This is a genomic window from Ralstonia sp. 25mfcol4.1 (genome assembly GCF_900104095.1).
Taxonomy (GTDB): Bacteria; Pseudomonadota; Gammaproteobacteria; order Burkholderiales; family Burkholderiaceae; genus Cupriavidus.
In genome coordinates this window covers 529,650-541,355 of sequence record NZ_FNJO01000003.1, presented here as the reverse complement: position 1 = coordinate 541,355, position 11,706 = coordinate 529,650, and the positions used below count along the sequence as shown (strand labels likewise).

The 11,706-nt window shown below is 65.2% G+C and carries 12 protein-coding genes; 4 read left to right on the top strand and 8 right to left on the bottom strand.

Going from position 1 to position 11,706, the window contains the following annotated elements; translation table 11 throughout:
- Positions 1–980 (bottom strand): 3-hydroxyacyl-CoA dehydrogenase (locus BLQ58_RS08590; RefSeq protein WP_139186081.1); only part of this gene is annotated, 980 nt, incomplete at its 3' end.
- 176 nt (positions 981–1,156) lie between these two features.
- On the opposite strand from BLQ58_RS08590, the gene BLQ58_RS08585 reads away from it, so the two are divergent.
- The gene (locus BLQ58_RS08585) at positions 1,157–1,798 is read left to right on the top strand and encodes a glutathione S-transferase (RefSeq protein WP_092596419.1); all 642 of its coding nucleotides are present in this window, start codon (positions 1,157–1,159) and stop codon (positions 1,796–1,798) included.
- 116 nt (positions 1,799–1,914) lie between these two features.
- Here BLQ58_RS08585 and BLQ58_RS08580 read toward each other — a convergent pair whose 3' ends face one another.
- Positions 1,915–3,093, bottom strand: coding sequence for a pyridoxal phosphate-dependent aminotransferase (locus tag BLQ58_RS08580; protein ID WP_092596416.1), 1,179 nt, complete (start codon positions 3,091–3,093; stop codon positions 1,915–1,917).
- 48 nt (positions 3,094–3,141) lie between these two features.
- Positions 3,142–3,681 carry a putative toxin-antitoxin system toxin component, PIN family gene (locus BLQ58_RS08575; RefSeq protein ID WP_092596414.1) on the bottom strand — a complete coding sequence of 180 codons (540 nt, stop codon included), beginning with the start codon at positions 3,679–3,681 and terminating at the stop codon, positions 3,142–3,144.
- Positions 3,682–3,721: 40 nt separating this feature from the next.
- Here BLQ58_RS08575 and yaaA point away from each other — a divergent pair, with 40 nt between their 5' ends.
- Together yaaA and BLQ58_RS08565 are read left to right on the top strand one after the other, a co-directional pair.
- On the top strand, positions 3,722–4,507 hold the full coding sequence (yaaA, locus tag BLQ58_RS08570; protein WP_092596523.1) for a peroxide stress protein YaaA: 786 nt from the start codon (positions 3,722–3,724) through the stop codon (positions 4,505–4,507).
- A 132-nt stretch (positions 4,508–4,639) separates the two neighbouring features.
- Positions 4,640–5,797 (top strand): M14 family metallopeptidase, encoded by a 1,158-nt coding sequence (locus BLQ58_RS08565; RefSeq protein WP_049815928.1) that lies wholly within the window; start codon positions 4,640–4,642, stop codon positions 5,795–5,797.
- Between the two features lie 69 nt (positions 5,798–5,866).
- Here BLQ58_RS08565 and BLQ58_RS08560 read toward each other — a convergent pair whose 3' ends face one another.
- The 3 genes from BLQ58_RS08560 to BLQ58_RS08550 form a co-directional block, all read right to left on the bottom strand.
- Positions 5,867–6,601 (bottom strand): BspC domain-containing protein, encoded by a 735-nt coding sequence (locus tag BLQ58_RS08560; RefSeq protein ID WP_029051362.1) that lies wholly within the window; start codon positions 6,599–6,601, stop codon positions 5,867–5,869.
- 294 nt (positions 6,602–6,895) lie between these two features.
- Entirely contained in the window at positions 6,896–7,768 is an 873-nt protein-coding gene (locus BLQ58_RS08555; protein ID WP_029051363.1) for an N-formylglutamate amidohydrolase, read from the bottom strand.
- Positions 7,769–7,786: 18 nt separating this feature from the next.
- Positions 7,787–8,773: a Bug family tripartite tricarboxylate transporter substrate binding protein gene (locus BLQ58_RS08550; protein WP_029051364.1), complete on the bottom strand. Its 987-nt coding sequence runs from the start codon at positions 8,771–8,773 to the stop codon at positions 7,787–7,789.
- 213 nt (positions 8,774–8,986) lie between these two features.
- Here BLQ58_RS08550 and BLQ58_RS08545 point away from each other — a divergent pair, with 213 nt between their 5' ends.
- Positions 8,987–9,889, top strand: a complete 903-nt coding sequence (locus tag BLQ58_RS08545; protein WP_029051365.1) for a LysR family transcriptional regulator — start codon at positions 8,987–8,989, stop codon at positions 9,887–9,889.
- 29 nt (positions 9,890–9,918) lie between these two features.
- Here the strand turns inward: BLQ58_RS08545 and BLQ58_RS08540 are convergent, their stop codons facing one another.
- On the bottom strand, positions 9,919–11,094 hold the full coding sequence (locus tag BLQ58_RS08540) for a vWA domain-containing protein (RefSeq protein ID WP_029051366.1): 1,176 nt from the start codon (positions 11,092–11,094) through the stop codon (positions 9,919–9,921).
- A 13-nt stretch (positions 11,095–11,107) separates the two neighbouring features.
- Entirely contained in the window at positions 11,108–11,701 is a 594-nt protein-coding gene (locus BLQ58_RS08535) for a GNAT family N-acetyltransferase (RefSeq protein ID WP_029051367.1), read from the bottom strand.
- Positions 11,702–11,706: the final 5 nt, after the last annotated feature.

Below are 11,706 nucleotides of genomic sequence, written 5' to 3'. Positions count from 1 at the left end.
AGTGCGGTCATCAGCTTCACGGTCATGGCATGGCCGCGTTCGTTGGCGCGGCTTACCCACACGCTGGCCGGGCGCGCATCGGGCACCGGCCTTGCGGCGGGCAACTGCTTCTGGCCTTCCGGGTACGCATAGAAGCCGGCGCCGGTCTTGCGGCCCAGCAGGCCGCCTACCGAGCGCAGTGCCGTGATCGGCGACGGGCGATAGCGCGGCTCCTGGTAGAACTGGTTGTAGATCGACTCCATCACCGGATGCGACACGTCGAGCCCGGTCAGGTCCATCAGCTCGAACGGGCCCATGCGGAAACCAGCCTGCTCGCGCATGATGTTGTCGATGTCGACGAACTCGGCCACGCCTTCCTGCGCGGCCTTCAGGCCCTCGATGTTCATGCCGCGGCCGGCATGGTTCACGATGAAGCCCGGCATGTCCTTGCAGCGCACCGGCGTATGGCCCATGCGGCGCGACAGCTCCATCAGGCGGTCGCCCACGGCGGGATCGCCCGACAGGCCATCGATCACTTCCACGACCTTCATCAGCGGCACCGGGTTGAAGAAGTGGTAGCCGACCACACGGCCCGGCTTCTTCGCGCCCACGGCGATGGCCGTGATCGACAGCGACGAGGTGTTCGACGCGATCACCGCATCGTCACGCAGGATGGCTTCGAGCTTGGCCACCAGCTCGCGCTTGACGTCCAGGCGTTCGACGATGGCTTCCACCACCATGTCGCAGCCGGCCAGGTCTTCCAGCGCGCTGGCGGCCTTCACGCGGGCCAGCGCGGCGTCGCTGTCGGCGGCGCTGATCTTGCCCTTGTCGGCCAGCTTGGCAAAGGTATCCTGCAGGTACTGGCGCGCGGCGGCCACGGCCTGGGCGTTGGTATCGAACAGGTGTACGGTCAGGCCTGCCTGCGCGGCGATCTGGGCGATGCCGCGGCCCATGGCGCCAGTGCCAACGATGCCGAGCGTCTGGATAGTGGAATTGCTCATTGTTGGTCCAAAAAAGTTGTGGCTAAATTAGCACGATCGTACGTTTTCTGCACCTTTCGCGACAGAGGCGCCGCGCATGCGGCGTGCGCTGATCGGCCATGTCTGGCAGGGCAGACGGCGACGGTGCGGCCCCGGGTCGACACCGGCGATTCCATCCCAATTCGGAGAGAGACGACATGCTGAAGCTCTGCGGTTTTGCCGCCAGCAACTACTACAACAAGGTCAAGCTGGCGCTGCTGGAAAAGAACCTGCCGTTCGAGGAAGTGCTGGCCTGGATCGGTGAGACCGACCTGGCGGCATCGCCGCTGGGCAAGGTCCCCTACATCATCACCGATGCCGGCCCGCTGTGCGAGTCCGAAACCATCGTCGAGTACCTGGAAGCCAGCTACATCCAGGCGCCGCTGCTGCCGCAGGACCCGTTCCAGGCCGGCAAGGTGCGCGAAATCATCACGTTCCTGGAGCTTTACCTGGAACTCACCGCCCGCGAGCTGTACGCGGAAGCGTTCTTCGGCGGCAAGGTCAGCGACCGCGTCAAGGAACGCCAGCGCAACCTGCTGGACAAGTACATCCCGGCGTTCGGCCGTCTGGCGAAGTTCTCGCCATATATCGCCGGCGACACGTTCACGCTGGCCGACTGCGCCGCCGTGTGCCATCTGCCGCTGATCTCGTCCTGCACGAAGATCATCTACGGCGAAGACCTGCTCGCGGGCTTGCCGGTCAAGGATTATCTGAAGGCAATGGCGGAGCGGCCAAGCGTGCAGAGGGTCAACGCCGAGCGCAAGGCCAACACCGAGCTGATGCTGAGCCGGAACAAGTAAGGCGGACAGGGCTTTAGCGCACCACGCGCCAAATTAAGCAAAAAGCCCCGCGGCGGGAAGCCAGCGGGGCTTTTCTTCATGGCGGGGATGCGCGGCGCTTATAGCCGGTCGGCAGGTTATAGCCTGGCCAGCCGCTCCAGCGCCAGCTTGAGCGTTTCTTCCTTCTTGGCGAAGCAGAAGCGCACCACGCCCGATTCGCGCGGCTCGGAATAGAACGCCGATACCGGAATGGCCGCAACGCCAATTTCCCGCGTCAGCCACATCGAGAAATCGGCCTCGCTCATATCGGAAATGGCCGAATAGTCGACGCACTGGAAGTACGTGCCATCCGACGGCAGCAGCCTGAAGCGCGTATTGGCCAGCCCGGCGCGGAAGTAGTCGCGCTTGGCCTGGTAGAAGCCGGCGAGGTCCAGGTACGGCGCCGGGTCGGCCATGTAGTCGGCCAGGCCGTGTTGCACCGGCGTGTTCACGGTGAACACGTTGAACTGGTGCACCTTGCGGAATTCGTTCATCAGCGCGGCCGGCGCGGCCACGTAGCCCACCTTCCAGCCCGTGACGTGGTAGGTCTTGCCGAAGCTGGATACCACGAAGCTGCGGCGAGCCAGTTCCGGGTGGCGCGACACCGATGCGTGCTGCTGGCCGTCGTAGACCATGTGCTCGTAGACCTCGTCGGACAGCAGCAGGATGTCGGTGCCGGCCAGCAGGTCGGCCAGTTGCTGCATGTCTTCTGCGCGCCAGATCGTGCCGGTGGGGTTGTGCGGCGTGTTGATCATGATCATGCGCGTCTTCGGCGTGATCGCGGCAGCCAGCTTGTCGAACGGAATGCGGAACAGCGGGGCTTCCAGCCGCACGGGCACGGCCCTCCCGCCGGCCAGTTCGATCGACGGCAGGTAGCTGTCGTAGCACGGCTCCAGCACGATGACTTCGTCGCCGGGGTGCACCGCGCACAGGATGGCTGTCAACAGGCCCTGCGTGGCGCCGGCCGTGATCGTGATCTCGGTGTTCCAGTCGTACTGATGGCCGTACAGGCGGGCGATCTTGCCGGCGATGGCCTGGCGCAGCTTCGGCACGCCGGCCATCGGCGGGTACTGGTTGTGGCCCGCCCGCATGGCGCCCGTCACGGCGTCGACGATGCGCGGGTCGCAATCGAAGTCCGGAAAGCCCTGGCCCAGGTTCACGGCGTTCTTTTCGGCGGCCAGCGCCGACATGACGGTGAAGATCGTGGTCCCCACGTTGGGCAGGCGCGACAGCGGCGGATTCAGCGGATTCAGCGGGGCGAGGGTCGATTCGGACATGACTGGACGGAAACGGAATAGGACCGGGCAAGAAACCAGAGCGACATTCTAGCGGGGATCGCCGGCCGGGGCGGGCTCGACGGCTTCGACGGCTTCGGCGGCGGCCCGCTCAGCCAGCCAGCCCGTGAAGGCCAGCGGCGTCAGCACGTCCACGCCGCTGGTGCGGCGCAGGCGGCTCCTGAGCTTGAGTACGGCCTTGTCCTTGGACACCAGCAGCACGGCCCGCGCAAAGTGCGCCAGCTCGATGAACTTCTGGTCGTCGGTGTCGCGGCACTTGGGCAGGCGGATGGCGCCGGCATCGGCCGGTTCGGGCGCCGCGGACAGCGTGGTCAGGCGGTCCACCTCGGCGAGTGCGGCGTCGATATCGACCGCGAACCGGGCAAATTGCGGATAGGCCAGCACCCGCCGCAGTTCCTCGCGGCAGTCGGCCCGGATGACGGGCGCGATGGCACCCGACGCCAGCGCGGCGCGGATCGGCTCGACGTGCGGATCGCGGAAGACCAGCAGGTCGACCCAGACGTTGGAATCGAGTACGACTCGGGGGGCGGAGGTGCCGGGCAGGGCGCCGGCGGTGATCTCTGTGGGCATTCGCTACAATCTCAGCTTTGTTTCTGCCCGCGATTTTGCCATGCTCATCGTCCTGTCTCCCGCCAAGTCCCTGGACTACGAGACGCCGCCGCGCGTCAAGACCCATACGATGCCGCGTTTTATCGACCGTTCCGCCGAGCTGATCGAGCGCCTGCGCATGCTGGCACCTCAGGACGTGGCGTCGTTGATGGATATCTCCGACAAGCTGGCAGTGCTGAACGTGACCCGCTATGGGGACTGGTCGCCCGAGTTCACGGCCGCCAACAGCAAGCAGGCCGTGCTGGCCTTCAATGGCGACGTCTACGACGGCCTGGACGCCAAATCGCTGTCCACGGACGACCTGGCGTTCGCCCAGAAGCACATTCGCATCCTGTCAGGCCTCTACGGCGTGCTGCGCCCGATGGACTGGATGCAGCCGTACCGCCTGGAAATGGGCACCCGCCTGGATAACGCCGCCGGCCGCGACCTGTACGCGTTCTGGGGCGACGATGTCACGAAGCTGCTCAACAAGGACATGGCGGACCTCAGGCACGAGGGCGCGCCCACGCTGGTGAACCTGGCGTCCGAGGAGTATTTCAAGGTGGTGCGCCCCAAGGTGCTCGACGCCCGCGTGATCACGCCCGTGTTCGAGGACTGGAAGGGCGGCCGCTACAAGATCATTTCGTTCCACGCCAAGCGCGCGCGCGGTACGATGGCCCGCTACGCGGTCACGCACCGGGTCATCGACCCGGCGCAGCTCAAGCGATTCAAGGAAGACGGCTACGCGTTCGACAAGGCGGCTTCCGACGATATCCGCTGGGTTTTCCGCCGCCGCCTGGAAGACTAGGAAGCCGCTCAAGAATGATTTTGGCGTCGATGCGCGACCTTGCCGTACGACTTGTACTGTCTGCGGTCGCGCGACTGGCCGGAACGCTTCGCTTCATTCTGAAGCAGCTCCCAAGAACAAAGGATAAATTTGATGACCTCGGCACTCCCTACCTCGTCACTCCACATTTCCTCGATGTTCGATTCGGGCGCGATTGAAGTCGAAGCCATCGATCGCGCCGACGACATCCGCCTGCGCATCCGCGCCGATTCCCACGCCGATTTCCGCCAGTGGTTCCACTTCCGCCTGCAGGGCGCGGCGGGGCAGGCGTGTCGGCTGAAGTTCCTGAACGCTGGCGAGTGTACGTATCCCGACGGGTGGCGCGACTACCGCGCCGTGGCGTCGTACGACCGCGCGCACTGGTTCCGGGTGCCCACGCAGTACGACGGCACCACGATGACCGTCGACTTCACGCCCGAGCACGACAGCGTGTGGCTGGCGTACTTCGAGCCGTATTCCGACGAACGCCACCTGTCGCTGCTGGCCACGTGCCAGCGGTCGCCGCTGGCGAAGCTGTCGCACCTGGGCAGCACCGTGGATGGCCGTGACCTGACCTGCGTGACGCTGGGCCAGCCCGGCCCGGGCAAGAAGACGATCTGGATGATCGCGCGCCAGCATCCGGGCGAAAGCATGGCCGAGTGGTTCTGCGAGGGCGTGCTGCAGCGCCTGACCGGCACCGGCGCTTGGCAGGGCGATCCGGTCGCGCGCAAGCTGCTGGACCGCGCCGTGTTCCATATCGTGCCGAACATGAATCCGGACGGTTCGTCGCGCGGCAACCTGCGCACCAACGCGGCCGGTGCGAACCTGAATCGCGAGTGGATGCAGCCGAGCGAGGAAACGAGCCCCGAGGTCTACCACGTGCGCCGCGCGATCGAGCGCACTGGCGTGGACCTCTTCTTCGACATCCACGGCGACGAGGCGCTGCCGTACAACTTCGTGGCCGGCAGCGAGATGCTGCCCGGCTTCACCGAAGCCCAGCGCGAGCAGCAGTCACGCTTTATCGAAGCGTTCAAGCGCGCCACGCCCGACTTCCAGGACGTGCACGGCTACGCCGCCAGCAAGTACAACGCCGACGCGCTGAAGCTGGCCTCGAAGTACATCGGCCACACGTTTGGCTGCCTGGCGCTGACGCTGGAAATGCCGTTCAAGGACAACGCCGACCTGCCCGATCCGGTCGTGGGCTGGAACGGTGCAAAAAGCGCGCTGCTGGGCACGGCGATGCTGCAGGCGATCCTGGAGTACCTGGGCTGAGGCAAAACCGTCTTCCCCATCCCTCTCCCGCAATGGGAGAGGGATGGGGAGATCAACAGGGCAACGGCCTCAGTTCTTCTTTTTCGTCTTGGATGAGGAGGACGTGCTCTTGGCGCTCGACGTCGATTTGGTTGTCGACTTCGACCCGGACGATGTCTTGGCGCTGCTCTTGCCCTTCTTCTTGCTGTGCGACGCCGTGGACACGGCCGGGGCCGCTGCCGGCTCGGTGATCGTGTCGCCGTTGCTGTCGAGCAGTTCGTAGGCCAGCATCATGCCCTCGTTGTAACCGCAGCGCACCTTGACCGGCTGCCACTGGGCCTCGCCCTTGCGCTTGTGCGCCGTGGCGTTGAACGTCACCACCGAACTCACGGGCACGGCCTGTTTGCCGGGCGAGAAGCGGCCTTCCCAGCGTTCCTCGGTGGCCTGGCTGGCCGACAGCGCGCCGGTGGGGATCTTCAATGCGTCGTAGGACGCCGAACGCGGCACCACCCAACTGGCATGTGCGGCGCAGTCCGCCACGTCGGCCGTGGCATTCTCCGACTTCATCAGCTGCTCGCGCATCTGCGCGCGATACTCGGCCAGGCTCACGCGGCCCTTGTCGGGCAGCGTGACCGTGGTGGTCGGCGGGTTCTTGTTGACGACGGGGGGCGGCTTGACGCTGGGCGTGCCGGTCGGGGCGGTCGATGCGGTGGCGGGCATGCCGGCCGGCGTGGCCGGGGCGGCGGCAGCCTGGGCGGTGTCGTCGGTCGGCGCGGTGGCGCAGCCGGCCAGCGCAATCGCGCCTGCCACTGCGGCAGTCAGCATGCGAAGCTGGCTGCCAAACAGTCTGGAAATTCGTTTGATCACGGGATCGTCTTTGCCTGATTCAGCAAGGAGGGTTGGTGAAGGATTGCCATGATAGAGGAAAGCCTGCCGGCGAAGTTCCTAAATCTTGTTACCCTTCGTTCTAACTGCTTACAACTTGCACGCATCCGGCGCTATTACCTGCGCGCGATAGCAGATGTCCCAGTGTTCATGCAACTCAGGCGATCCCCGAGACACGCAAGTTACGTGTCCCGGGGCGCCGGGCACCATTGCAGCGCCCATTCCGGACCATACTCAGAACGTGCTGGCGAATCGCAGCAGGTCGTCCATCAGCGCGTTGAGGTCGCGCTTGAGCTTGTCGAAGCCGGCCGAGTGGGTCAGGCCCACTTCGTCCATATAGAGCTTGCGGTTGACTTCGAGCTGCAGGCTGTGGCGGTTGGCTTGCGGCTGGCCCACCACGCGCACGATCTCCACCCCCTTGTAAGGGTGATTGCGCCACACGTCGTAGCCCATCTCCTTGAGCACCGCCTCCACGCGATCGGTGAAGCGCGTGTCGCACGTGGTGCCGTCGCGGTCGCCGACGACGAAGTCCGGATGCTGCAGGCCCGGATGTTCGGTCGCGAACCTGGCGGCCTCGCTGGGCATCGAGTGACAGTTGATGTGGAACACGCGGCCATGGCGCGCCACGGCCGCGTCCGACAACTTCTGCAGTTGCGCGTAGTACGGCACGTAGTAGTTGTCGATCCGCGCCTGCAGCTCTGCCACGCTCAGCTTGCGGTCGTAGATCGGCTCGCCGGTGTCCAGCACGCGCCAGACCAGGCCCTTGCCCAGGCGCGTCTTGGACGTTTCCTTCTTCAGGCCCGGCCAGGGCGCGTCCAGCAGCGCCTCGTCGATTTCCTCCAGGCCGCGGTTGGCGTCGAGGTAGCTGCGCGGGCATCCCGCGGCCAGCAACGGGATGCCACGTGCCGGGGCATCGGCGTAGAGCTGTTCCACGAACGTGTCTTCCGCCTGCCGCAGCAGCGGCAGGGGCAGGTTGCCGGCGTAGCGGAAGTCCGCCGGGTACGTGGTGCAGCTATGCGGTGAGTCAAGAAAGAGCGGGCCGCTCTCGCCTTCCGGCATCTGCAGGAAGTAAGGGCTTTCCGCGGTCTTTCGTTCTGCGTCGGTCATGCGAACTGCCGGTGAGGTTTAGTCCAGGGAAATCTTGGCGGCGGCTGCCACCTTCTTGTTCTTGGCCACTTCGGTGGCGATCTGCTGCGCGAAGTGCTGCGGCGTGTCGCCCACCGGGGTGGCGCCCAGCTTTTCGAGCTTGGCCTTCACTTCGGGCATGGCCAGCACCTTGATGGCTGCGGCGTTCAGCTTGGCCTGGATGTCGGCCGGCAGCTTGGCCGGGGCGATCAGGCCGAACCAGGCGGCGTCGTTCACTTCGGGCAGGCCCAGTTCGGCGAAGGTCGGCACGTTCGGCAGGGCGGCCACGCGCTTGGGCGCGGCCACGGCCAGCGCACGCAGCTTGCCGCCTTCGATGAACGGCAGCGACGACGGCAGGTTGTCGAACAGGATCTGCACCTGGCCGGCCAGCGCGTCGTTCAGGGCCGGGCCCACGCCCTTGTACGGCACGTGCAGCAGTTCGGTCTTGCTGCTCATCTTGAACAGCTCGCCCATCATGTGCGACACGCTGCCATTGCCGGCCGAGCCATAGGCCAGCTTGTTCGGCTCGGACTTGGCCAGCGCGATGAACGACTTCATGTCGGTGGCCTTCACGCCCGGGTGGATGCTCATCACGTTCGGCACCGACGCCAGGTTCGTGATCGTCGTGAAGTCCTTGGTGGCGTCGTACGACAGGCGCGGGTACACGGCCGGGTTGATGCCGTGCGTCGAAGCGGTGGCAATGCCCAGCGTGTAGCCGTCCGGCGCGGCCTTGGCCAGGTAGCCGGTGCCGATGCTGCCGCCGGCGCCGCCGCGGTTATCCACGACCACGGCCTGGCCCAGTTGCTGGCCCAGCTTGTCGGCGACGATACGCGCGACGATATCGGTGGTGCCGCCGGCCGGGAACGGCACGACGAGCGTAATCGGCTTGGTCGGATACGTGCCCTGGGCAAAGGCGGGCAGGGTCAGGCCGGCAGCAGCAAAGGCAGTGGCGGCGGCCAGGATCTTGAGCAGGGGACGGCGTTGCATCGAAAGGATTCCGGTCAAAAGATAAGGGAAAGGAGAGAGAGGCCGGTCTCTGCGGACCTGATTTGAAACCTCGAGTGCGTGCAAACCAATGCGTGCAAACCAAGGGGCAATGCAAAAATCGTGCGTCCTGATTCTGCGCGCCAATGCAACTTCGTAGCAAACGATTTAAAATCCCTAGCTCATTCCATTTGGTATTGAAGTAAGGGGTGCGGTATGCGGCGCTTGTGTCCGTCGATGACCGAGTTGATGGCCTTCGAGGCGGCGGCTCGCCATAGCAGTTTCACGGTGGCGGCGCGCGAACTGCATGTGACGCAGGGTGCGGTCAGCAAGCAGGTACGGAGCCTGGAGGCGTTCCTGGGCGTGGAGCTGTTCGAGCGGGTGCGCCAGCGGCTATTGCTGACCGCAGCGGGCACGCGCTATCTGGAGCGCATCGGGCCCAGTCTGGGGGAGATCGAAGCCGCCAGCGTGGAACTGATCGCACGCCAGGGGCGCGGCGGCATCCTGCATATCGCCAGCATGCCCACGCTCGGTGCGAAGTGGCTGATTCCGAGGCTGCCGCAGTTCTTCGCCAGGCATCCGGAGGTCACGCTCGAATTCGTGCCCCATGCGCAGGGCTACGACTTTTCCCAGCCCGATCTGGACGCGGCCATCCGCTTTGGCGACGGCGTCTGGCCGGGCAGCCTGGCCGATTACATGACCGGCCGCGAGGTGCTGCCGGTCTGCCGGCCCGGGCTGCTCGTACACGAACCCGATGGCGTGGCCAGGACGCCCGCGGCGCTGCTCAAATATCCACTGCTGCACCATACGACCGTGCCGGAGGCATGGCCCGACTGGCTGTCGGAACTCGGTGTATCGACGAGGCAGGCGTGGAGCGGCGCGCGTTTCGACCAGTTCACGCTGCTGACGCAGGCGGCCATGTCCGGACTGGGGATTGCGCTGATCCCGCGTTGCCTGATCGAGGAGGAACTGGCCACCGGCACGCTGATCGTGGCCCATCCGGCGCGCGTGCTGGCCAGGAAAGGCTACTACCTGTGCTATCCGGAGCAGAAGGCCCACCTGCCGGCCTTGCTGACGTTCCGGAAATGGCTGATGGAAGGCGTTGACGTGGTGGCGTGACCGGCCGGCCGCGCCCCGGCACCGGCCAGTTACTTCGACAGCACCTTCATCGCTTCTTCCAGCCCCGCCAGCGTTACCGGATACATGCGGTTCTTCATGATCTGGTTGATGACCGTGATCGACTGGCGGTACTGCCACAGGCCTTCCGGCTCGGGGTTGAGCCAGACGAAGCGCGGAAACTGCTCGATCATGCGATTGAGCCAGACCGCGCCGGCTTCGGGATTGTTGTACTCGACCGAGCCGCCGGGCTGCAGGATTTCGTAAGGGCTCATCGTCGCGTCGCCGACAAAGATCACCTTGTAGTCCGGCGTGTACTTGTGAATCAGATCCCACGTGGCGATCTTTTCCGCGTGGCGGCGCCGGTTGTTCTTCCACACGTAGTCGTACAGGCAGTTGTGGAAGTAGTAGTACTCCAGGTGCTTGAACTCGGTCTTGGTGGCCGAGAACAGCTCTTCCACGCGCTTGATGTGGTCGTCCATCGAGCCGCCCACATCCATCAGCATCAGCACCTTGACCTTGTTGTGGCGCTCGGGCCGCAGCTTGATGTCGAGCATGCCGGCGTTGGCCGCCGTGGAATGGATGGTGTCGTCGAGGTCCAGCTCGGTATCGGCGCCCTCTCGGGCAAACCGGCGCAGGCGGCGCAGCGCCACCTTGATGTTGCGCGTGCCCAGTTCCACCTGGTCGTCGTAGTCCTTGTAGGCGCGCGATTCCCAGACCTTGATCGCGGTGCGGTTGCCCTTGGACGGCCCGCCGATGCGGATGCCCTCCGGGTTGTAGCCGCCATGGCCAAACGGCGATGTGCCGCCGGTGCCGATCCACTTGTTGCCGCCTTCGTGCTTTTCCTTCTGCTCTTCCAGCAGTTGCTTCAGGCGCTCCATCAGCTTGTCGAGCCCGCCCATGGCCTCGATCCTGGCCTTTTCCTCGGCGGACAGCTCCCGCTCCAGCGTCTTCTGCAGCCAGTCCAGCGGGATGTCGCTCTTCCAGTCCACCAGGCTTTCCACGCCCTTGAAGTAGGCGGCGAAGGTCTGGTCGAACTTGTCGAAGTGCTTCTCGTCCTTGACCAGCGTCATGCGGGACAGGTAGTAGAACTCGTCGATCGACGGCGAAATGACCTGCGCGCGCAGGGCTTCGAGCATGGTCAGGTATTCCTTGACCGATACCGGCAGCTTGGCGTGGCGCAGCGAGAAGAAAAAGTCGATCAGCATGGCTTGACTCCGATCAACGCGGGCGTTCGAGCTGGAATTGCAGATGCGCGCGCACCGTGGGCCATTCGCTGGCGATGATCGAGAAGACCACCGTGTCGCGTAACGATCCATCGGGCATGCGCAGATGGTTGCGCAGCACGCCGTCCTGCTTGGCGCCCAGGCGCGCGATGGCCGCGCGGCTCTGGTGGTTCATCCAGTGCGTGCGGAATTCCACGGCGATGCAGTCGAGCGTCTCGAACGCATGGCGCAGCAGCATCAGCTTGCACTCGGTGTTGAGCGCGGTACGTTGCACGCGCTTGGCGTACCACGTGGAGCCGATTTCGACTCGGCGATTCTTGCCGTCGATATTCATGTACGTGGTCATGCCGGCCACGCGGCCATCGGCATCGAGCACGGTGAACGGCTGCATCGAATCCTGTGCCTGCAGGCCCAGGCGGCGCTCGATCTCGGCGGCCATGCCCTCTGGCGTGGGCACGCTGGTGTACCACAGGCGGAACAGTTCGCCGTCGGCGGCGGCCTCGCGCAGGCCGGGCAGGTGTTCGGCCGCCAGCGGCGCCAGCGTGGCGTGTTGCCCGGTCAGCGTGACCGGCTGGACGAACTTCGTCATCGTCA